Genomic DNA, 23,081 nt, shown 5'->3' with positions numbered 1-23,081 from the left:
AGAGCGCAGCAGCGATTGCCGCTGCGCATCAAACCAGGCTAGCTTGCGACGTTCCCCCACACCAGTTGGCCTTTATGGAAGGTCGCGGTGCGTGGGGAGATTCGCGCGACCGCTTCCGCTGAGCAGGAGGCATCCACCAGTACAAAGCTGGCTTCATCCTGCGCCTTCGGCCAGACGCGCTCACCTTTATCGTTAAGCGGCAGCACATCGCCGGTGGCGAGGAACAGCGCTCGCGACAGGTTGAGTTCATTGGGACGAATATAGAGCTGCGCGTACAGATTAGCCTTCTCCAGCATGTCTCCAAGCCCGTACGGCGACCAATGGTCAATCACACTGTCGGTCCCGGTAATCACTTCCACGCCTTTGTCACGCAACTGCTTGAGCGGCATATGCAAGGTACCGATCGGCACCGTCGAGGCAATGGTAATCTGCTGCGCCGCCATGCGGCTCGCCAGCGCATCCACCTGCTGTTCGTTCAGCGTCGCCAGCGCAAATGCGTGGCTGATGGTCAGTTTGCCCTTCAACTGCGGCGTTTTCTCCACCGTTTCCACCATGTAATTCACCGCCGCAACGCCCGCCGGGCTGGTTTCATGCAGATGGATATCCACGCCTTTATCGTAATCCAGCGCAATCTGGAACATGGTGTCGAGGGATTTTTCCATCGCCCCGTCCACACTGGTTGGGTCCAGACCGCCGACGTAATGCGCCCCCGCCTGCATTGCTTCACGCATCAACGGTTCAGACTTCGATAACAGCAGGCCATGCTGCGGAAACGCCACGATTTCACAGGCAAAACCCGGCTGGCGACGCGCCAGCACCGCCTGCAGATTTTCCAGGTTTTTCAGCCCGGAAACCGGTTCGATATTGCAGTGGCTGCGGGCGATCGAGGTGCCTTTTGATTGCAGCAGATCGATGAGCTTTTCCGCGCGCTCCTGCGTGTAAGGCTGGAGTTCAGGCAGCAGCTTTTGCTCAAGGCGGATCATATCCTGAATGGTGGTGCCAGCCGGGCGATTCAGCGAACGCCAGGGACCGCCGTAAAAGGTTTTATCCAGATGGATGTGCATGTCGCGCATGGCGGGCAGCATCAGCTTTCCACCCGCATCGTAGTGCGGCAGCGTCGCATCCGGATGCTGCTTATTCTCACGCAGTGCAACAATTTTCCCGTCCTGAATTTCAACGGTTTGCAGCGCGGTATGGGTATGCACCACCACCGAGTTTTCGTAATCAAACCCCGCTTCCAGCAGGACGTTATCCAGGTAATAGTGCTTATCGTTAATCGTCATTGTGCTCTTCGCCCCGCAGGTGTTCCCGACAGGATTAGCAGCATACGCGACCGGAGCCACTGCGCCAAACAGCGCGGCAGCGGTCACCATTTTTCCGCTCTGACTTAAAAATTCACGGCGGCTGTTACTTTCCTTCATTCACATTTCCTCTCAGGAATGGACAATATGGGTGCCCGTTTCGCCGCGCAGTGCGGCCGGCAGGCATTCCGGCGTGGTGATGATCACTCGCTTACCGCCACGCGCCAGGAACGCCAGACTGGCAACGATTTTGGGTAACATGCTCCCCGGCGGGAAATGTCCCTCCTGCATGTAACGGGTCATCGTTGCGACATCCACCTTATCCAGCGCCTGCTGGTTGGGTTTGCCAAAATGAATACAGACCTGTTCGACGCCGGTGGTGATCACCAGAATGTCAGCGCGGATCTCCTGCGCCAGCAGAGCCGTGGAGAGATCTTTATCAATCACCGCATCCACGCTCTGATAATCCCCCTGATCGCTACGCACCACCGGGATCCCACCGCCCCCCGCGCCAATCACCACAAAGCCTTGCTGGGTCAGCGTTTTGATCGCCTCCGCCTCGACAATACGCTTCGGTTCCGGAGAGGCGACGACCCGGCGGTAGCCGCGTCCCGAATCTTCAACAAAGCGCCAGCCCGGATTGACCCGCTGCAGTTCATCGCGCTGCGCTTCGCTAAAGAACGCGCCGATAGGCTTGGTCGGGTTAGCGAAGCCCGGATCGTTTTTGTCGACCTCCACCTGCGTGACCACCGTAACCGCCTTCTGCTCACCGCGCCGCGCCAGGCGGTTGTTCAGCGCCTGTTGGATCAGATAGCCGATCCCGCCCTGCGTATCGGCGACGCAGTTTGCCAGCGGGGTGAGCGGCAACCCTTCACGCTCATGCGCGATTTCCGCACGCCGTAGATCCAGCCCCACCTGCGGCCCGTTTCCGTGCGTCAGCACAATGTTGTAGTCCGATGCCAACATCTCCAGCACCGTGTCCGCCACCGCTTTCACCGCTTCAGCCTGGTGCTCAATCGACTGGCTGGCGTTATCTTTGATAATGCTGTTGCCGCCAATGGCAACGACCACAAGTTCTTTCATAGTGTTATCTTCCGCTTACAGGCGATTCAGGTCGTTTTCGTCGGTTCCTGCTCAGGCGCAGTCACCGCTTCACGGCTATCAAGAACATGCTTGAGGACAAACATGCCGCTCATCATCAGGTAGGCCACAACAAACATCATCGAACTGCCTTCTGCAAAGCCAACCGCCGGAGAGTGGATCACACCAAACAGCGATAACAGCGCGCCAAAAGCTGCGGCAATCGCCCCACGCAGCGGCTTATTCATAATGGCGAAGATAGCGACGCAGCCCCACAGCATACTGGCCAGCGGCGCGCCGCTTCCCAGATGCACCAGCCCATCGTAATAGACACCTTTGCTGTGCAGCAGGTCGCTGCCCAGTTTCCCCGCGGATGTTCCGGCGGCGCCCATCACGCTGTTGACGATGGTCAACGCCCAGTTAGCGATCCACGGGAACAAGCAGATAAAGATAACGGGAACCTCGACTTTGGGCGTCTCTCGCACCACCTGGTTGGCGGTCACCACGCCGATAAACACCAGAATCGGCACTATCGCAGTCATCGGAATAATCGCGAGCATAAACGCCCCCAGCCCAAACAGCGGTACCAGGAACATGGTGATGCCTGAAGCGAGGGTATAACCGATGCTGGCCCCCATCGCTTTCCAGCCCGCATGCCCAACATATACGGTCACCGGGAATGGGTTGCCCAGCATGCAGCCGAGCATGGAGGCAAAACCGTTCGCCATCATGACCTTACGGGTGTTGTACTCATCACCCGCCGCATGCGCACTTTCAATATTCTCAAGGTCAAAAATGTAGTTCGCCAGACCCAGAGGAACCGCAGAAGCCAGGTACGGCAGCGCGTGCGGCAAACCCTGCAGGAAGCTGTCGACATGGATTTCCGGCGGGTTGAAGCCAAAGGAAGACATCGAAGATTTAATGGCTTCCGGGCTTTGCAAACCGGAGATCCACGCCAACGCTGTACCGGCAATCAGCAACAGCAAACCGGTGGGGATGCGGGCAAAAATCGGCTTCTTACCGAACCAGTTAATGAAGATCAACAACAAGACGATGAAAGAGACGGTCGGCGCTTCAAATGCCTGCAGCATCGGGTTCATCGCCAGCAGCAACAGTCCCAGACCGGACAGGCAAGAAAGTAAAACCGTACGCGGGATCATCTTGCGGATGGTCTCGCCCAGGAAGGAGCCGCCGACCAGGATCAACGCTTCTACAAAGCACCACACCAGGGCTATCTGGATAGCAAAGTTGGCATCTTTGGTTTGCTGATATACCGGCATTAGCACCAGGAAGGTCACGGTAAAAATTGACGGTGCGCTCGGCCCGGACGGCAGCGCCGTCACGTCTTTACGCCCGGTGTGCTTTGCCATCTGCAGGCCAAACCAGGCGTAGCAGACGCTGGCCACCAGCACCGCCAGACCAAAGGCAGGCGCAATGCGACCATAGACAATTTCGGTAGGGATCCCGACGAAAAAAATGAGCAGCCCCATCATTGTCAGCAGGTTAGTCAGGTTGTTGGTCATCAGCCCAAAGTAAGCAGCCCAGTCACCACGTTTCCATTCTAGTTTTATGCTGTTCATGGAATATCCTTAACAGGTTAAGCATCGTTTGCGATCCCGGGGATCGCCCAGCCCTGCAGGTAAGCAACGTTTTTTTGCTTCGCTACTGTGGGGCTAACAGCGTTAGCCCCGATTGTTGTTATTGGCAGTAGCGGTCGCGCCAGTTGAGGATCGCCTTTTCAAAACAGGCGAACGGCGGATGGACTATTCCGGCGCCGATCATGCCGATCCCCGCATCTTTGTGCGCAATTGCGGTGTTAATCACCGGCAGAATGCCGGTGCTACCCACGCGCGTAATGTCGATAGCGGTCGGTACGCCCATAAAACCAAGTAACGGAATAGTAACGTTGGGGTTTTCGCCGAGAGTGATTTCACGCATCTGGCGAGAGAAATCGACCGCCTCTTCAACCGTACCGCCCACCAGCGCCACGATGGCCGGTGCCGTGGCCATGGCAAAACCGCCGATGCCGTAGGTTTCGGTAATTGCGCTATCACCGATATCACGTCCGGAATCTTCGGGCTTATAGCCCGCAAACATCGGGCCAATCACCTGCTGCGCCGGACCGGTAAACCACTGACCCGGTAAGCCGCTGATGCGCAGACCGAATTCAACGCCGTTACGCGCCATCGTCGTGACTACGGTGCTGTATTCGATCCCGTGTGCGGCGTCCATTGCGGCTTTACACATCGCCATCCAGGTCGGTCCGGAGAAGTAATCGCTGCTGAGGACGAACTCGAATACCTCACGCTGCTGCTCAACCGGATAGCCGGTCTGAATAATCCACGGCGTCAGTGCCTGTATCAGTAGCGCCGTCCCGGCGTTATTGCGGTTATGGCACTCATCGCCCATGTGCAGCGCCTGCGCCAGCATCAGGCGCAGATCGATTTCGCCCGCCAGCTTCATGGCGTCGCGCAGCATCGGTCCCATCACATCGCGCATCCAGTTCAGGCGATCGATAACGCTCTGATCGTTCGCGCCCATGCGCAGGATCTTCGCCATCTGCTCGCTCATATTGGTGTATGCGCGGTTGCCGTAGGTTTTGTTCTCGACGATGTGCATAAACATCGACGCCGACGTCACACCCGCCATCGAACCGACACAGTCATGCTCGTGGCACGGTGAGAAGATGATTTCACCCGAGGCGGCCAGGTCGGCGGCTTCATCCAGATCTTTCGCCAGTCCTTCAAACACCAAAGCCCCGGTGACCGCGCCCTTCATTGCGCCGCACATTTTTTCCCAGCAGATGGGCGGTCCGGCGTGCAGGATGGTGTTGCGGGTCATGCCCGGCACGACGTTGATCGCCTGGTCATAGCCAATCAGCACCGGATGCGACTGGATAATGCGTTCCAGCGCCTGCTGGTTAGCGGCAGCGATTTTGTCAGCCAGCGGCGAATCGGCAATTTCGTCCAGTGCGGCCACGACCTGCATGTTGCCCTGGCCCGGCGGCGTCCAGTCGAGCTGGGTCACGGGAACATTCTGCTTTTTCAGGTCATCGCTGAACATCGCGATGCCGACGTTAATCACGTTCAGCGGCTGGTTAAACAGTGTCTGGCTCATCAGGCTTCCTCCCCTTTACAGATAAATTCACGCGCCAGCAATCCGGTATTGGTGCTACTGCTCGCCCAGATCACGCCTGCATCGGTCAGCATCTGGCACTGTTTTTCCAGCGACGGCGTATCGAGATCGGTTCCCAGCACGTAGCCGAGGATCTCAAGCGGACGCCCCTCTGCGGCGGCGATCGCTTTGGCTTTGACGATCGCCTCGATCATCACGCCAACCGGATCTTCATGTGATCCATATCCAAGAACAAAGTCCATAACGATCACGCCGACTTCAGGATCGCGTGCTTCCTGCAACAGACGACTAATGCGGTTGGTTGGATCGATCATCGGGTGCGGTTTACCGTTGGTAAAATCGTCATCTCCGAAATCAAGGAAGGTATGTCCCACGCTGCGGTTGAGATCTGTCAGGCGAAAAGCCGGATCCGGATGAATGTTGCTGTAAACCTCCGCATGTTTTTCCATGGCAGCAAACATCGCCTCATCGCACAGCGTGCCGCCACAGAACAAGCCGCGAATGTACTTTTGCTGCGGGGTCAGGCGGACGCGGACTTCTTCAATCAGCGGCCAGTTGAGCGGATGCAGATCCAGACTCTCTTTTTTCACGCCAGTCAGCAGTACCGCTTTCAGCGCCGCCTCTTTAGTGCCGCGTGCAAACAGCAGACCGTTTTCATCCGCAGGCGCGGCTTCACGTCCGAGGAAACACACCACGACGGGCTTATGGCAGGCGCGCGCACGTTCCAGCACCTTGCGCGCCACTGTTGGCGCAGGAGGTTTGGAGATAAGCGCGATGATCTCGGTTTGCGGATCGGCCTCCAGCATACCAATCGCGTCAAGCATCATCAGGCCGCCAATCTTTTCGCTCAGATCGCGTCCACCGGTGCCAATCAGTTGGGAAATCCCGCCGCCAAACTCGTGAATGCGTACGCTCAGCTCCTGGCTACCGGTACCGGAGGCACCAACAATTCCGATGTTGCCGCGACGCACCGCATTGCCAAAACACAGCGCCGCGCCGTTAATAATGGCGGTTCCGCAATCGGGCCCCATCATCAGCAGCCCTTTTTCATGCGCCAGCTGCTTGAGCGCCAGTTCGTCTTCAAGAGAGACGTTGTCAGAGAACAGCATCACGTTGAGGTTATTTTGCAGCGCCTGACGCGCTTCACGCCCGGCAAACAGACCATTGACCGAGATCACCGCCAGGTTGCTGTCAGGAACATGCTTCTTCGCACTGGCAAGCGTGGCATAGCGCGCTTCATGCTGCCCCCCCTGCTCTTTATGCGTAAACAAGTCTTCAATCGCCACCAGCGTCTGATCGTTCGCCGCCTCGCTGGCACCTTTAATGACAATCATCAGGTCGCCACTTTTCGCCTCTTCAAGTTCAGGCGTGAGCAGACCGAGATTCTTCAGTACGCCCTTATTCATTTCTGTCGCCATAGCCACGAACGCCTGCTCAACGCCATCGAGCTTATTTGCGCGTGTGGAGATAGACATCAGTGAGACAGAATCAAAATACGTGTTCTTTTTAACAACTATCCTGATCGACATAATTCCCTCCGGACCTGTGGCTCAGGGCGCAGGCATCCGCCATGCCATACAGCATGTCGCAGCCAGAACTTGAGCCGATATTTTTAATGTCAGTAATATATTGCGTAGAAACGGGTTGTTGCTCAGTAATAATATGGTTCAGCAGCCGTCCGACGCTTTCCCGATAACGTTGATGAAAGGCTTCCTCTAGCGTTATTTTGCTGAGTAGCGTGGTATTATTTCCGGCACGTTGTAAGGCTGCTAAAAAATCATCACGATATTTCCCCAGCGGATGTCCAGGAATAAATAAAATAGTGCTTAAACCCACTAAATAGTCATCAGATGAGGGCGTCAGACCAATCCCCAGACCAATTAAATGGCTGACCGCTGTAGAGATATTTTCTCCTGTATGCAACGCCGCCAGTAATGTTTGTCGGCGATTAAGTAATTGGCGGGTGATTTCCAGATAAAACGGGTTATCCCCCTGGTACAGAAATAATGTGTCAGCGCTTCTTAGCTGTTGGCGGATAACCTCTTCCCAGCGCAGCCAGCGGATTGCAGCAAGGCTTATTGCATCAAGCCTCCACCGTGGTATGCGCCACGGCAGACAACCGGAAGTTTCTATCCATTTATCGTTGCCAACGGCTATCCCCGATTCGGTAAAACTGACTCTCTCACCGGGGTGAAACAGCTCTTCACAATGCGTCAGCGCCAGCCGACAGCTGTTAGGCGCGTTATCACAACCTTCACTCAGTAACGTCAGCAACCGCTGCTGTTCGGGTATCAACAGGTTTACCGCGCGGGAAAAAACCTGTTCAACCCGTCCCGTTCCCCGGAAAGCGAGAAACGCGCCGTCTGCGGTTAGCGCCCGTACGCATCGCCGTGATGGCGTAGCGATAGTAGCGCTCCTCTGTCAGGCTCCGGCCGCAATCAGCAGCTCGGCAATTTCGTGGTATCCTTTCTCCCGCGCCAGCTCCAGCGGGGTTTTACCGTATTTATCCGTCATGTGCGGGTTTGCGCCATGGTCGAGCAGCAGCTTGACGATTTCCTGCTGTTTCGCGCCGCCGTCATTAAGCACGATGGCTTCCAGTAACGGCGTCCAGCCGACAAAGTTGGTATGATTAACATTGATATCGGTACGCAGCAGCAGTTCGCGCACGATCTCTACATGACCTTTTTCGCTGGCTGGCGTAATACCGACGCCGCCAAAACGGCTCAGGCAATTAAGATCGGGATTGGCCGGTAATACGGTACGCAGCAGCGTTAAATCGTTAGTCAGACAGCTAATCAGGAATGGATTAAAACAGGTTTGATCCTGTTTATTAATATCGGCACCGGCGGCAATCAATAAAGAAACACAGTCATAATGTTTATTCAGGCTGGCAATAATTATGGCAGTGCGCCCCTGGCGGTTAGTGGCATTAATATCCACATTTTTTGCCAGGCAGGATTTTAATCCATCGGCATCACCCTGCTCTGCCGCCAGCAGAAATTCAGTAATGAGTTCTTTCTCTGACATAATCGCTCTCCTGCAGTTTTTTAGACTTTTTAAATATCCGATAAGTTGAGAATAGCAACAGAGTGCAGAGAATAATATCCGCTTAAATTTCATTCATCGTAAGCGTGTCGATTATTGAATCAAATTTAACAATGAGAACAAAACGTGCTGTAGTGCAATCTTTTCCTTATGACAGAGCCGCTTTTAGCCATTAATCAGTTGTCAGGAAAATCAGGCGTGATGCTACACGGATAGCGGCCTGCAATTAATATACAGAAGTGTGATTGCCTTCAAATCAATTGTAAAACTAGTGTTAAATTCTGTTCAAAACTGATTGCTCTGCATAAGGATTACAAATACATTCAATAATCATCGCGTCGCGGATGCGCGTTTGTCGCCGGAGGGGAGGAAGATGAATTCAATTTTTACCGAGGAAAACCTGCTGGCATTTACGATGGCAGCCCGCTACAGCAGCTTCAGCAAGGCGGCTGAGGAACTTGGCTTAACCACATCAGCAATTAGTTACACCATTAAGCGCATGGAGGTGGGGCTCGACGTGGTGCTGTTTACCCGCAGTACCCGCAGCATTGAGCTGACCGAGTCCGGACGCTATCTGTTTCGCAAGGCGACCGACCTGCTCAACGATTTCCACGCCATCAAGCGCAGTATTGATACCATTGCTCAGGGCATTGAAGCCCGGGTACGCATCTGTATTAATCAACTGTTGTATACCCCTCAACATACGGCACGACTGCTGCAGGTACTCAAGAAACAGTTTCCAACCTGCCAGATAACCGTCACCACCGAGGTGTATAACGGCGTCTGGGATTCGATCATTAACAACCTCGCCAACATCGCTATCGGCGCGCCGGATACGTTACTGGACGGCGGGGGGATTGATTACACCGAGATCGGCGCGATCCGTTGGTCGTTTGCGATTGCCCCGGATCATCCGCTGGCTTTTATGCCTGAACCGATTTCTGAGAGCCAGCTGCGCCTGTACCCGAACATCATGGTGGAAGACACCGCGCACACCATCAACAAGAAGGTCGGCTGGCTGTTACACGGACAGGAGTCGATTCTGGTTCCTGATTTTAATACCAAATGCCAGTGCCAGATCCTGGGTGAGGGCATCGGTTTTCTGCCGGACTATATGGTACGCGAGGCGATGGAAAAGTCGTTGCTGGTCACGCGGCAGATCCACAACCCGCGTCAGGATTCAAGGATGCTGCTGGCGACCCAGCATTCGGCCACCGGTCGTGTAACCCAGTGGATTAAAAAAGAGTTTGGCCCACAAGGGGTATTGACGGGAATTTATCAGGATTTGCTGCATCGGGAGTGATGCGCCGGACGGCGGTCATGCCTTCCGGCGTACGTAAGATTATCAGGCGCGAATATCGTCATACTCGCGGGTTTTATCAAACTCATGTTTGGCAAACGGGCACAGCGGAATAACTTTGCGGTTTTCGGCGCGCATTTTCTCCACCACCTTCGCCACCAGCAGTTTACCGACCCCCTGGCCTTTCAGGCTGGGGTCGACATCGGTATGTTCAATGATGCTCAGATGCTCACCCGTCGGCACGAAGACAATCTCGGCAACCTGATTGCCTTCGGCATCGTTAACATAAAATTTGTTGTGGCCTGCAAGAATTTCCATGGTCCCCTCACTCATTTCTGGCGATATTTCAGCGCACCGCTCGGACAGGTATCAATCTCTTTAATGACCGTCGCGACATCCACTTCATCCGGAATGATCCACGGTTTACGCTTCAGGTTAAAAAGCGCTGCGCTTCCCCGGACGCAGTTGCCCGAGTGTTGACATATCGCCGTATTGAAGTAGACGTCAATCTTCTCGCCGGTATAGGCCCGGTAACCGGCATCCAGTAGTTCCTTATCCACGACATTGCCTCGCATTTTTTTATTGTCTGGGTCTAATCATAGACCTGTGCGAGGCTGAAGGAAGCAACTGAAAGTAGAAATATCACTCAGGCCTTTTCTGCAACAACGGCTGCGGCTCTGGCGGCAAATACTCCAGCATCGCAGGCGTCGGCGGCGGTAGACGGTTATCGGCGATGTCCCTGTCCACATCGATATGACTGATTTCACCACTTTCATGATGGTGAACCGTCAGCACCCGCGCTTTGTTCAGCTCTGTCACCAGTTCCCGGGTAATACGTAAACTTTCCGCCAGCTCATGGTCTTCCAGTCCGGGCCTGCGACTGCGACGTTCCACCCGAAAACGAAACTGGTTGTACTTCGCCCAACCAATCAGCACCAGTCCGTTGACCAGCGCGACAAGGATGTAAAACGTGACCGTATCCAGCGTGGTGAAAAAGGGTCGCACGCCTATATAAGGTGAGTGCGCCAGAGCGGTGATCAGCCCTTTATAGATCAAATATAAAAAACCAACCCAGGCAAAAAGCGTTAACAACACGTCAATGATGCGCGGCAGCAAACGCTGCTCCGTAAAGATCAGCGGCTGGCTCATGATTCGATCCTCCCAATTCCACGATCGGGACTCACCCAACGCGCCCTGCCGCGTTTGCGTTTGAGCATTACTTTCGGGAAGGCGACCAGCGTGGTGAACAGGCTTAGCATCCAGTACACCACCGGGAACCAGATAATCCAGAACAACGACGCGCCAATGCCTTTTTCATAGCGCCGCTCAATCATCAGACTCACCGCAAACTGCAGCAAGCACACCACACCGAGGATAAGCCCAGTAAAGGCCGGCGGGAACAGATGTTGTACATACAGCGAGTCCGGCATCGGGATCATCAGCCCTAACAGGAACAGCACGATACTGATCGCATAGGCAAACGCCCAGGTGGTAGAAAAACAGAACTCAAAAAACAGCGGCCACATACGGCGATATTCCCATGACCACAGGCGGCGCATGTTCACGATAAACACCTCCGCACCGCCTTGCGCCCAGCGCAGTCGTTGTTTCCATAACCCTCTTAACGTTTCAGGCATCAGGATCCAGCACAGTGCGCGCGGCTCAAAGAATATCGACCAGTGGCGCAATTGCAGCTTCCAACTGATATCGATGTCTTCGGTGATCATGTCCGAGCTCCAGTAACCGACCTCGGCCAGCGCGCGACGACGAAACGCAGCAACCACGCCGGAAACGGTAAAGATCTGCCCATAAACTCGCTGAGTGCGCTTAATCAAGCCGATAATGGAAGAAAACTCCCCGACCTGCACCCGACCGATTAAGGTGGAGCGGGTTCGAATACGTGGGTTCCCGGTCACCGCACCGACGCGCGGGAACTGGATCAGCGGCGCCACAATATAGGCAACGGCATCACGGTCCAGTAACGCATCGCCATCAATACACACCAGGTAATCACTGCGCGCCGCTGCTGCCCCGGTCTTGAGCGCCAGCGCTTTGCCCTGGTTTTCAGCCAGATGAATCACCCGCAGACTGGGGTATTCCACCGCCAGTTGTTCCAGCACGTCGTGGGTGTCATCCGTTGAACCATCGTTGATGGCAATCACTTCAATATTTTTATATCGCTGCGCCAGCGCGGCCTCAATGGTTTCGCGCGCATTGATCCCTTCGTTAAAACAGGGGATCAGAATGGAAACCAGCGGATTCCCCTCCAGCGTCGGTGGCGGTGTGTCATCTCCCCATTTCCAGTGACGCTCACGGTAGAACCAGAAATAGACCCCGCCGCTTATCCACAAAGCAGACATAAACAAAGGCCAGAAGAAGACGAAGTTCAACATCACTTCACCTGTAAAGATGACCGCCACGCCAAACGGCAGGCTGAACATCAGGCAAAGTATCAGGAAAGCAATTATGCGATCGGTCATTTTTGCGGGTACCAGTATGAGGAGAACGTCGAGCGAATCTCTGACATCTCAGGTTTGTCGCTGATGAAATCATCCGGGTAATAGCCGTAGTTACCTGCACCGCTTAATTTCAGCTGGCGCATCCATTCGGCTATTTGTTTTCCGCTGATTTCAGCCTCGTCCCCGGATTTACGCCAGTCTCGTGCCTGTAGTTCAAACACGGTTTTGTCCAGCGCGCCGGGCGTTTGTGCAACGGCATTCACTAATCTGTCGAGCCAGGCGTTGGCATCATTAGCCGGGATCTGCTCCATGAAAGGCATCGCCATCGGTGCCGTCCAGTCATAGGTATTGAGGAAATCATTCAGGTTCTGCGCAAACCAGGCTTCACTCTCCGGCTCCAGTACCGGCATGGCGTAAATATTGCGCGCCGTCTGCACCTGCGGACCGCGAATATTACGCACCGCCTGGGTCAGTTGTTTGGTGAAGTCGATCAGCACCTTACTTTTCAGTCGCGTCCAGCGCTCGAACGCCTGTGGATTGCTACGGATTTGCTCAATGCTTCCGGGAAGCCCTGCGGCGCGGTAGGCAGCCAACGCCTCCGGTGACGCGTCTTCAAAGTCCGTCAGGAAAGCATCGTCATGGAACAAAATCCCTTTGAAGCTGGCGTGTTTGGCCAGGTCTTCATAGATTTCAGTGATGCGCTGACGCGCTTCGCTGCTCCAGGGGGACAGACGGACATAATTCTCGCGGTTGATCGCTGTACGTCCCGTTTTCGGATCCCAGGCAGTTACGCGTGGGATGGAAGCGTCGAGATCGAAAGCCAGAACCGGCATCCAGGCATACACCGTCACCCCTGCCCGCGTTTGTAACTGCCAGGAGATATAGTTAAAGAGGTCGGCACGCATCGGCAGCCAGCGGTTAGGGAAATAGAGCTCGCGAATATTTCCGTCGCCCTGCGGATCGGCGTAGGCCTGCAGGAAGACATGAGAAATACGCATGTCATAAACGCGCTGGATGAGTTTGTCGATGTTTCGCTTCTGCTGAGCAGGGTCCTTGTCATACACGTAATCCAGATCGACATGCATCACGCGCATCGTCTGCGGTTCACGTACCTGAGCGACCTGGCTGGCAAAGCGCTTAAGAGAGGGGTTATCAGAGATTAGCACGCGCGGGATGTCATCAAGAAACGCGGCATTCGCCAACCCTTCGTTGAGCGTGAAGGCCATCTTATAGCCATGCTCTTTAGCCAGGTTTAACGTTGTGCCATTGGCCGCACCGTAAGGCCAGACCCACGCGCGCGGTGATTTCCCGGTCACCGATTTGATCTTGTTGGTGATGAGAGAGATATCCGCGTTTATACGGCGCGTGTACTGTTCATCCGTTTCGTAAGTGCCGGTTTTCTTATCATACAGGCGGTTCGCCACCGCCGGTTCTTTACTTCCCTGCGGGTTGGCTTGTGCACCGAAATGCGAATTCCAGGTGTGCGCACCGACTTCCACCAACGGTGATTTGCCCATCTCTTCGACCATTTTCCAGGTGGCGAATTTATCTCGCGCCGTCATTAAGCCGCCAAAATCGACTTTTTTGTTGGCGGGAGCATCAACCCAACTCCCCACCGGCGCCCAAAGCGCAGGCCAGTTGTAGGCTTTCAGCAGCGGCCAGACGCGGGTATAAAAACTGCTATATCCGTCATCAAAGGTGAGTAATACCGCTTTTTCCGGCAACACGATTTTACCGTCATGGGCGTCCAGGATTTGCTGCACGCTGATCGGGTTATAGCCATTATCACGCAGCCAGGCCATTTGGTCGCTCAACGCGCTGGTGCGCACAGAAAGATAGCGCTGGTCGGCGGCACCATCCTCGACATCGTGGTAGCCGAGCACCAGGAAGCTATTTTTCGGCCACGGATGATCCGCCGTCAGCGGCGTTCTCTCTGCGGGAGGAACGTAGCGAGGCGTTGTATTGTGCGCGCTACTGCACGCGGTAATCATCAACCAGCCAGCGATTAATGCGCTAAGCCACAGGCATCTTTTCAGCATGAACAATCCTTAAAACCTGACATTTAAATCGAAAGCGAGGGAGATATTCCGCTCACGTTTACCGTCGTAGGGGCGTTTATCCCAAATCAGCATCACCCCGCCATCTACGACGTTGTTCCATTTGAGCCGTTGTCCGTATCCCACCTGAACGATGGCACCAGCGTCCTGGCCTTGCTGCCAATAGCCACCTACGCCAGCCAGACCTTGCTGCGTCCACACGGTGTCATAATGGCGGTAAAGAACCTGCTCCGCGCTCAGAGCCGGTACCACGGAAAAATCACTCTTCGGGTTGTAATACGGCACATTCTCTTTGGTGTTGGTGCTCCCGCCGATGCCCGGGGTAAAGTCCAGGGTGAAGCGCGGCGTTGTCCACATGCGCTCTTTTCCGCTGAGTCCGTATTCGATGCGATCGTTACCATCTGAGAAATGTGATGCGGCAAACGACAGTTGATATTCACGTCGTTCGTTTTGATACCAGCGAACAAACATATCGCCGCCGTTGGCATACACGCCGCTACGCAGCGCGCGCAGTGGCGTATTACGCGACAAGCGCTCGGCCGAACCGCCTACGCGCCAGTTGTCATTGAAGTCATGCCAGCCGGAAAGACGACCGCCAATTTTCTGACCATCGCCATAATTTCGGCCAGAGACTTCCATTTCTGCCCAGTAGTCGCGGGAAGTCCATTCCGCCCCCGCCGCCAGATCGCGGCTGATGCCTTTACCTTCCTCAAATTCGCCGGTAGCAAAGTTGAATCCAGTAAACAAGCGCCAGTTGTCGTTAATTGGCGGACTGTAAATGGCAGTATTGATGTTGAAGTCATTCTTACCGCTGACCGGGCTATCGGACGAGATCCCTTGTGTGCCGCTAATGCGCACTTCCGACATTTTGTGGACATCACGAATACGCGCGAGGCGCAGCGTCGCTTCATCATCCGGGCTACGAGCGATGACATCATCCGTCAGTTCATCGGCCTGCCTCCATTCCTGGAGATCCAACGCAACATAAGCCTGCTGACGTTCCAGTTCCAGGTTACTTGGCTCAATCACTTCCGCCAGCTTCAGCTCTTTCTCCGCCGCATGCGGCAAGCCACGTGCTTCAAGAACGGAGGCATAAGATATGCGCAGCCCCTGGTTACCTGAACCTGTTCGCGCCAGATGCTCTGCGAGCTTTTCAGCCTCAGGTAGTTCATTGGCAGCAATATAATATTGCGTCAGCATCGACTGTCCGAGCAGCCAGTTATCGTTAGGCTGTGGCGTTGGCGAACCATAGATGCGTCGCAGGTACGGACTCTCTTTAATTAGGTTTTCGGCCTGTTTTTTAGCGGCATCAAAGTTTTCATTATCGATATGCGCGTAGAACAGATCCTGTTGATCCTCAGGACCAAGCGGCGTAACGGGAATCGGTCCATTCGGGTAGTAGATGCTCATCAGCATCGCTTCGGTTTTTTCTGGCTGGCGTTCGCTTAACCATGCCGATGCTACCCAGCGTTTTGCGTAGTTTGGCACTTCGCCGCTCGCAGAAAGCGATTCGTATTCCTTAATCACTTCAGACGTTCGCTTACGAACCAGCAAAGCCCCCATGCGGTCAATTCTCGCCCGACGGACATCATTCTGCGCGGATGGCTCATCCTTCCAGGCAGCCAGCAACTGGTCATAGCGGGCCAGCGCTTTATCCGCCACGATAAACCGCTCTTCTTCATTACGTGCAGACGTATAGGAGGAGCGTACCATTTCGGCGGCCGCATCAAGCTCAAGGCGGCGCTTCACAGGATCTGCCGTAGGCACTACCTCCGCCATATTTAAGGCGGGTCCGGAAACACGGTTTGCTGACAGAGCAGACAGCAGCGTAGATTTTGCATTTTTGTTGCCAGGATCAACGTCATCCGCCTGGCTGGCAACCAACAGCGCATCCCAGTTTTTTCCCTGAGAATGATATACGTAGGCAAGTAGCGCATCGGAGTCAGCACCCGGATGTGCCTGTGCCCATTTATTCGCTTCAGTAAGGGCTTGCTGATTGTAGCGAGCATCTGCCAACGTCATTATCCAGCCGGTGCGTACGTCAACGTTGTCAGGCTCTTCCTGTAAAACGCTTTCCCATACCGCCAATGAATCATTCCAGTTTTTCTGGTTACGGTACGCACGTGCAGCGGCGACTTTGCCGCGTGCAGGCACATCCATCTGCCCACGATAGCGCTGCCAGATTTCAATAGTGACTTTATCGTTGTTATCAACCCAACTGGAAACTTGCAGCCAGTCGGCAACCTGATTTGGCGTTAGCGCGCTTTGCTTTCCCTGATCCTCTAGGGAAGGTGCGAATAAGCAGGTCATTTCTTCCCAAGCTGACTCGCTGATTAAAATTTCGCGGATCTGGGCCGATTTTTTTCCCGCAAACACATCGAATCAGCCTATTTAGGCTATTTTTTCCACCATTTCTGGCGTTATTTCCGGTTTTTACTGAGATCTCTCCCACTGACGTATCATTTGGTCCACCCGAAACAGGTTGGCCAGGGTGAATAACATCGCCAGTTGGTTATCGTTTTTCAGCAGCCCCTTGTATCTGGCTTTCACGAAGCCGAACTGCCGCTTGATGATGCGAAACGGGTGCTCCACCCTGGCACGGATGCTGGCTTTCATGTATTCGATGTTGATGGCCGTTTTGTTCTTGCGCGGATGCTGCTTCAAGGTTTTTACCTTGCCGGGACGCTCGGCGATCAGCCAGTCCACATCCACCTCGGCCAGCTCCTCGCGCTGTGGCGCTCCTTGGTAGCCGGCATCGGCTGAGACAAATTGCTCCTCTCCATGAAGCAGATTACCCAGCTGATTGAGGTCATGCTCGTTGGCCGCGGTGGTGACCAGGCTGTGGGTCAGGCCACTCTTGGCATCGACACCAATGTGGGCCTTCATGCCAAAGTGCCACTGATTGCCTTTCTTGGTCTGATGCATCTCCGGATCGCGTTGCTGCTCTTTGTTCTTGGTAGAGCTGGGTGCCTCAATGATGGTGGCATCCACCAAAGTGCCTTGGGTCATCATGACGCCTGCTTCGGCCAGCCAGCGATTGATGGTCTTGAACAATTGACGGGCCAGTTGATGCTGCTCGAGCAGGTGGCGGAAATTCATGATGGTGGTGCGATCCGGCAGGGCGCTATCCAGGGATAATCGGGCAAACAGGCGCATGGAGGCGATTTCGTACAGGGCATCTTCCATGGCACCGTCGCTCAGGTTGTACCAATGCTGCATGCAGTGAATACGCAGCATGGTCTCCAGCGGATAGGGCCGTCGGCCATTGCCCGCCTTGGGATAAAACGGCTCGATGACAGCGGTCATATTCTGCCATGGCAGAATCTGCTCCATGCGGGAGAGGAAAATCTCTTTTCGGGTCTGACGGCGCTTAGTGCTGAATTCACTATCGGCGAAGGTGAGTTGATGGCTCATGATGTCCCTCTGGGATGCGCTCCGGATGAATATGATGATCTCATATCAGGAACTTGTTCGCACCTTCCCTAGATAACGCAATAACGGTGCACTATTACCACCCCGCGCTTCAATAACCAAAGCGTCATAATCTGATGTCGCTGCAGAGATTTGCATAGGGAAAAGAACGCTTGCCGTAAATAAACAGCTTAAAGACTTAAAACGTTTAATGAAGTTGGCATGTCGACGCATACTTAACATATCTGCCCTTATAACTTACATCAGAGTAAAAATAAGCGTTTTCAATATATTACAGTCAGTTACTTACGATACCCGACCATGTAAGATGCAATGCCGCTTATTTTGCAATAGGGTTATGAAGCAATTAATTCTTTCGTCTTATTGACTACCCGCGCCTCGCCCTCTAATCGTGGGAAAGCAGGCGTAAACTCGAAAATTTTATCACTCAGCGTAGTTCGTGGCTATGCGATACGAAAACTCTTAGACAAAAAAGTATTTTAGACTAAATAATCCTAATACTCTTGGGATTGAATTCTGGATTTAGATTAAGTTTGCATGACGAAACCTTGTGACGATGATAACTATTGCTGGTTGGCATAGCTACACCGCGCAACTGTTTGCATGGTAACTATTGTGTGCGGATAGAGAAAGTTCTGATAATAATGCCCCTGATAACAACAAAGATAACAATGTAAATAATATAACCTAATTTTAAGTTTCGAACAGGGTCGATAAAATGAAATTAAAGGTACAGTCATAAGCAGAACTAAGTACAGTAAAAAAAACAGTAAAAACTCAATAAAATCAAATGACTTCTTGACCTATCATAGAAATCTACCAAAATTGGTATTTTGGTATCCGCCATAATACGTGCGCGAAGAATTGTGCATTGCTCAACTCGCTAAAGTATTTACCAACCTTGCGTATTATTGACAGTATCAACCACACCCCGTTTACCCTTACAATTTGAAAGCTTATTTACATTGAAAATAATTTATATACCCTAAATAATTCGAGTTACATGAAGGCGGCAAGTGAGTAAATCCCCAGGAGTTTAGCGAACTATGTGACCGAAGTGAGCTAGCGTAGCCAAGATACATGCAGCTTAAAGAATGACGGGTATAGACACATAATTTTTTGCACTTACCTTCCCTCCAGCCTTTGAGGTAATTTGGACAAAGATGCCAATGGGAGCTGGTCAATGAAAATCGTTAACGCTGAAAAAAAACACATCCCCGCCATACGCGATATCTACGCCCATCATGTTATTCACGGTACCGGCAGCTTTGAAACTGACCCGCCGGATACCCGCGAGATGCAGGATCGTCTGGAAAAAATCCGCAGTCTGGGACTGCCGTGGGTTGTCGCATTGCAAGAAGATAAGGTCATCGGGTATTGCTATCTCACCCGCTACCGCGAGCGTTATGCCTATCGCTATACCCTCGAAGATTCGATTTATATTGACCCGACGGCACAGCGTCAGGGGGTGGGAAAAGCGTTGCTACGCCATGTAATTGAGTGGGCTGAAACGCAGGGTTATCGGCAGTTGATCGCTATCGTCGGCGACAGCAATAATCAGGGATCGCTGAAAGTCCATCAGCAGGCCGGATTTACGAAAATAGGTACGCTGACGAACATTGGATTCAAGCATGGGCTCTGGCTTGATACGGTATTAATGCAACGCAGCCTGGGTACAGGTAACAGTACGCTACCAGCGGATTTCGATGCCGCTATTTAACATTGCTAAGGGGTGACTTCAGGATACTGTCTTCTGGTAACCCTCAGACAAACAGAACCACAATCAGGTATAACGTAGCTATTATATAATTCTCCGTTTTTCAGCTCGTTAGAACGAAAAAAGCACCCGAACGTTAATGAACGGATGCTTTCTAAATAGAATAACTCAGTTTTACTTAGCGGGCGGCCCCGCCTGGTGCGCCAAAGGCATCGCGGGGCAAATGTCTTTTCAGCCCGAAGATGTTTCATCCCTGCGCGTGATATTTCGCCAAATCCCCCCCGACAGTCTCAGATTTTCAGGCCCGCTATTCAGGATTTGGGTTACACATTTCAGGTAATTGTCTTTCCAGCGCTCAATAAAAGAAGACTGGCTTTCGAACCTCTGCGGATCGACCATTTTCTCCAAAACAAAATGGATGCGCCCGTCTCGCCACACCGGAACACCAAATACGGTGGGTAAGTGCATTTTCCAGGCAAGTCGAGAGCAAAAGGTGGAGTAGGTAATCTGCTGGCCGAAAAAGTCGATAGTCGGCGCGCTCAAATTCAGCGCGCCGTCGATCGCTACAACAAGCGACTGCCCACTATGTAAGGTCTGTATGCAGGCCCTGACCACGTCCGCTTCGCTTTTGTCACTAACCGAAATCAACCGCTCACCGTAGCCCCCTTTGAGCACGCCAGGCGTGGAAGCCACCCATTTACTGTTCATTTCCAGCAAGGAGAGGATCATCGGCCCGGCATACATTGCGCCCATATGAGCCGATACAACAATGCAACCACGCTTATCGAGCTGCAGCCGTTGGAAAAACTGCTCGACATGCGATATATCGGCCAACCGATACATCGGTTCGTCGGCCTGCTCTCCACGGCATTCAAGCCAGTCGAGGAGATAATTATCGGCAAGATACCCCCACTTCGCCCGGCGTTCCCATTCATCGCGCTCGATACCGGACTGTCTGCCGGCAACTTCCCATGCCCAGTCAAGGCGCTCAGGCGGTAGATTAACGGCAGATATTTGCCCATCAAGCGCCAGCAGCCCCTCTTCGAATGACTGAGGCAGATGGCTTGCTCTGGCCTGAATATAGTGCTCAAAGACGCTTTCCGCTTCGCTTGTTTTCCCCGCCTGTAACAACGCCGCCGCGGCATAACGGTTCCATTTACTGGTCGCCCCTTTTTCCCTTGCCAGTTGTACAAACTCATCGCTGGCAGCAGCGTATTGCCCAACCTGGCGCAGTGCTCGGGCATACATGGCTCTGACATAAGGAAGATCAGGATGAGTCGCGAGCGACTGCTGCAGTAACGGAATGGCTTTCTCATTCTGACCCGTTCTGATTAAGGCATCGGCATACAGGGTCACGATCCGTAAATTATCAGGGTTAAATTGCAGGGCATGACGCCAATGCTCAGCGGCCTGAAGCTTCGCTTCCCGGCTGCGACCGGATTGATAGTAGGCAAGCCCCAGGCTACGACGCAGCGCCGCACCATCCAACCCACGGGCTAATGCGGACTCCCCAGTCTGAATGGCTTCCTGATATTTACCGACAGCGCACAGCGTATCAACCGCCAGCCCCGCCGACTCCTGGCTTTCTAACACGAAGAAAGGGAGCAATGCGCGGGCCAGGTCATGATCTTCTGGTAGGCGGCTTTTATTTAAGAAACGGAGGCAGGTCTCAATCATATCTCCCCGCGGGGGAGCTTCCTGCGCCTGTGTTCTGGCCAACGAGATTGCCTGTAACTCTTTATCCACCAGCGTCAGGCTGCGCAGATGGAGGGCAAAAATTTTGCTATTGCCCGAAAAAGCGAGCCATGCCCGCTCGGCTAAGTCAGCAACAGTCGCATATTGTTTACTCTTAAGCAGCACGCTTGCGACCAGCAGGACATCCTCCGGCTGGCACACATTCACCGCCAGCAGTTTGTTAACCACCTGTAGTACAGCGTCCCGATGATGTGATGCCAGCGGCGAAATAATCCAGCGTCGCAATAAATCACGGCTATTCTTTGCCGTCAGCACACGGTCTGACAACAAAGTCAGCGCGGCATCTGTTTCATCTTTACGCAAACACGCGATAGCGAAGAGAAGAATGTTTTGCTCATTTCCAGCACTATCTCGTACTTTTTCGGGATGCTGACCGAAATAGTGACATAGCCCCTCCCAATCCTCTTGTTTGAGCAGGGTGGTTGGCGATATTTTTTTACATGTAGAGTGCAAGTTCATCGTATTTCCTTACTCCGCCTTATTCACGCATCCGCCTGATGGTTATCAGGAGAGAAGTCACCAGGTACGCGATGCCCAGCAACACGAAGAACAGTAACCACTTTGTTCCATCGGCATAGCGAGTGGTGTCAGACACCACCATCGGTTGAGAAATGATCAGCAAATACCGTCTCTCACGTAGCGCTTGAAGCTTCCCTTGCTGTAAGGTCTGCAAGGCAGATTCCCAGCGTGTTTTGGCGATCTCACTCTACAGGCGAAGATCTTCAAACAGGGACAGACTTTCTGAAGAACCTTGCGACCCTAACTTATTTGACAGGCGGTTACGTTGTTCGCCGATCTGCTTTTCCAGGACCTTGATTTTGGCCGACAGGCGAGGAATAAGGGGGTTCTGATCCAAACCATTAACCATTAATTGCGCGTATTCCGCTTTCGCCTCCGCCAACTGCGTTTCAAAGCCAGCAATTAATTGATAAATCGCGGTCACGGTTTCCTGCGGTTCAATATCTTTCTGTATATGCTGTATTTTTAGCAATTCAAGCCGAGCGGCCCCCAGATTTTCCTGGGCCGATTTAACATCGTTTTCCAGCCATAAAATCCGTTCCTGCTGCATCCGCGCTGAAACGGTATTAACGTGCTGTTCAGCAAAAGCCAGAATGCGCTGGGCAAAAAACTCAGCCTGTTTCGCACTCCGCGCCTTGACGTTTAAACGCAGCATGCCCTGTTGAATATCGACAGCAACCGAGACTTTCGATAAATAGTAACGATAAGGATCATCATTAATACCCAGCGGCGCGTGGTAGCGGGAAAATAATGCGATATCGTCTTGCGCGAAATAAGATAAAAAACCGAGCTCTTTTTCCATCCGCTCCATCATTTCTTTCGAAAGTATAAACTCGCGAACCTGAAAACCCTCCGACATCTCATTGCCTGCACCAAAGAAAGCTGTTCCAGAAAAATTATCCTGGCTGGCATCAGTTTGCACAATAAAGGTGGCATCCGCGCTATAAAAACGCGAAGTTAATAGCCACGACATAAGCATAATAACCAGCAGCGGCAAAGCAATATAAAGAAAGAGCCGACGTAGCGATTGTTTGGCTTGCTGAACACGTCGCTCTTTAATAACCAATGACGCTCTACGGACGGAATCAGCATCCGTCGCGGACCACCCGGCGTCTGGGCGATGATGACTTTTCGCATCGGCCGTTTTTTCCGTCTGGCGAAGGGCGCGTTCATTCTCTTTTTGTTGTAGTCGCGAGGCTCGGCTTTCTTCTGCTACCTTCGCCCTTTCCTCTTTCCATTTTTTAATACGTTCTGAATTTTCCACACTCTATCCGTATATTT

17 protein-coding genes and 2 pseudogenes are annotated in these 23,081 nt (G+C 53.1%); 2 read left to right on the top strand and 17 right to left on the bottom strand.

All coding sequences use genetic code 11. The annotated features are described in order from the left end of the window. Window positions 1–38: 38 nt before the first annotated feature. The 7 genes from HV037_RS05255 to HV037_RS05225 form a co-directional block, all read right to left on the bottom strand. A complete protein-coding gene (locus HV037_RS05255; RefSeq protein WP_080859174.1) occupies window positions 39–1,421 on the bottom strand; it encodes an amidohydrolase family protein in 1,383 nt (460 codons plus the stop codon). Window positions 1,422–1,433: 12 nt separating this feature from the next. Continuing rightward, the gene (locus HV037_RS05250) at window positions 1,434–2,384 is read right to left on the bottom strand and encodes a carbamate kinase family protein (RefSeq protein ID WP_016154295.1); all 951 of its coding nucleotides are present in this window, start codon (window positions 2,382–2,384) and stop codon (window positions 1,434–1,436) included. Between the two features lie 26 nt (window positions 2,385–2,410). Beyond that, on the bottom strand, window positions 2,411–3,961 hold the full coding sequence (locus HV037_RS05245; protein WP_103284185.1) for a xanthine permease: 1,551 nt from the start codon (window positions 3,959–3,961) through the stop codon (window positions 2,411–2,413). A gap of 118 nt (window positions 3,962–4,079) precedes the next feature. Then, window positions 4,080–5,498: a DUF1116 domain-containing protein gene (locus HV037_RS05240; RefSeq protein WP_016154297.1), complete on the bottom strand. Its 1,419-nt coding sequence runs from the start codon at window positions 5,496–5,498 to the stop codon at window positions 4,080–4,082. Then, on the bottom strand, window positions 5,498–7,045 hold the full coding sequence (gene fdrA, locus HV037_RS05235) for an acyl-CoA synthetase FdrA (RefSeq protein ID WP_103284186.1): 1,548 nt from the start codon (window positions 7,043–7,045) through the stop codon (window positions 5,498–5,500). The genes HV037_RS05240 and fdrA overlap by 1 nt, the downstream gene beginning before the upstream one ends. Next, a complete protein-coding gene (locus HV037_RS05230; RefSeq protein ID WP_047414397.1) occupies window positions 7,023–7,811 on the bottom strand; it encodes a DUF2877 domain-containing protein in 789 nt (262 codons plus the stop codon). Before HV037_RS05230 ends, fdrA begins: the two co-directional genes overlap by 23 nt. A gap of 126 nt (window positions 7,812–7,937) precedes the next feature. Next, entirely contained in the window at window positions 7,938–8,543 is a 606-nt protein-coding gene (locus HV037_RS05225; protein WP_016157395.1) for an ankyrin repeat domain-containing protein, read from the bottom strand. Between the two features lie 391 nt (window positions 8,544–8,934). On the opposite strand from HV037_RS05225, the gene HV037_RS05220 reads away from it, so the two are divergent. After that, the gene (locus tag HV037_RS05220) at window positions 8,935–9,864 is read left to right on the top strand and encodes a LysR substrate-binding domain-containing protein (protein ID WP_046276120.1); all 930 of its coding nucleotides are present in this window, start codon (window positions 8,935–8,937) and stop codon (window positions 9,862–9,864) included. A 42-nt stretch (window positions 9,865–9,906) separates the two neighbouring features. Here HV037_RS05220 and HV037_RS05215 read toward each other — a convergent pair whose 3' ends face one another. The 8 genes and pseudogenes from HV037_RS05215 to HV037_RS05185 all read right to left on the bottom strand — a co-directional run bounded on the left by HV037_RS05215 (window position 9,907) and on the right by HV037_RS05185 (window position 17,791). Then, window positions 9,907–10,179, bottom strand: coding sequence for a GNAT family N-acetyltransferase (locus HV037_RS05215; RefSeq protein WP_016157396.1), 273 nt, complete (start codon window positions 10,177–10,179; stop codon window positions 9,907–9,909). A gap of 11 nt (window positions 10,180–10,190) precedes the next feature. Next, the gene (gene yjdI / locus HV037_RS05210; protein WP_103284187.1) at window positions 10,191–10,421 is read right to left on the bottom strand and encodes a 4Fe-4S mono-cluster protein YjdI; all 231 of its coding nucleotides are present in this window, start codon (window positions 10,419–10,421) and stop codon (window positions 10,191–10,193) included. Window positions 10,422–10,503: 82 nt separating this feature from the next. Beyond that, window positions 10,504–11,010: a poly-beta-1,6-N-acetyl-D-glucosamine biosynthesis protein PgaD gene (gene pgaD / locus HV037_RS05205; RefSeq protein ID WP_016154304.1), complete on the bottom strand. Its 507-nt coding sequence runs from the start codon at window positions 11,008–11,010 to the stop codon at window positions 10,504–10,506. After that, window positions 11,007–12,341 (bottom strand): poly-beta-1,6-N-acetyl-D-glucosamine synthase, encoded by a 1,335-nt coding sequence (gene pgaC, locus HV037_RS05200; protein ID WP_103284188.1) that lies wholly within the window; start codon window positions 12,339–12,341, stop codon window positions 11,007–11,009. Before pgaC ends, pgaD begins: the two co-directional genes overlap by 4 nt. Next, window positions 12,338–14,359, bottom strand: a complete 2,022-nt coding sequence (pgaB, locus tag HV037_RS05195) for a poly-beta-1,6-N-acetyl-D-glucosamine N-deacetylase PgaB (RefSeq protein ID WP_016157399.1) — start codon at window positions 14,357–14,359, stop codon at window positions 12,338–12,340. The genes pgaC and pgaB overlap by 4 nt, the downstream gene beginning before the upstream one ends. Window positions 14,360–14,368: 9 nt before the next feature. Beyond that, window positions 14,369–16,663, bottom strand: a pseudogene (gene pgaA, locus HV037_RS05190) (poly-beta-1,6 N-acetyl-D-glucosamine export porin PgaA); the annotation flags it as partial. Next, window positions 16,587–16,829, bottom strand: a complete 243-nt coding sequence (locus tag HV037_RS24795) for a hypothetical protein (protein WP_326926179.1) — start codon at window positions 16,827–16,829, stop codon at window positions 16,587–16,589. The gene HV037_RS24795 and the pseudogene pgaA, both read right to left, overlap by 77 nt. Continuing rightward, on the bottom strand, window positions 16,811–17,791 hold the full coding sequence (locus HV037_RS05185) for an IS5-like element ISKpn26 family transposase (RefSeq protein WP_000019445.1): 981 nt from the start codon (window positions 17,789–17,791) through the stop codon (window positions 16,811–16,813). Before HV037_RS05185 ends, HV037_RS24795 begins: the two co-directional genes overlap by 19 nt. Before the next feature lie 1,201 nt (window positions 17,792–18,992). Here HV037_RS05185 and HV037_RS05180 point away from each other — a divergent pair. Beyond that, window positions 18,993–19,529 (top strand): GNAT family N-acetyltransferase, encoded by a 537-nt coding sequence (locus tag HV037_RS05180; protein WP_047414402.1) that lies wholly within the window; start codon window positions 18,993–18,995, stop codon window positions 19,527–19,529. A 228-nt stretch (window positions 19,530–19,757) separates the two neighbouring features. Here HV037_RS05180 and vexE read toward each other — a convergent pair whose 3' ends face one another. Next, window positions 19,758–21,740 (bottom strand): Vi polysaccharide transport protein VexE, encoded by a 1,983-nt coding sequence (vexE, locus tag HV037_RS05175; protein WP_137367395.1) that lies wholly within the window; start codon window positions 21,738–21,740, stop codon window positions 19,758–19,760. Window positions 21,741–21,759: 19 nt separating this feature from the next. Then, window positions 21,760–23,064, bottom strand: a pseudogene (vexD, locus tag HV037_RS05170) (Vi polysaccharide ABC transporter inner membrane protein VexD). Window positions 23,065–23,081: the final 17 nt, after the last annotated feature.

The organism is Citrobacter sp. RHBSTW-00017, from assembly GCF_013797615.1.
In the GTDB taxonomy this organism is placed as follows: Bacteria; Pseudomonadota; Gammaproteobacteria; order Enterobacterales; family Enterobacteriaceae; genus Citrobacter; species Citrobacter braakii.
The sequence above is the reverse complement of the archived record's forward strand: the minus strand, read 5'-3'. Positions and strand labels throughout refer to the sequence as shown.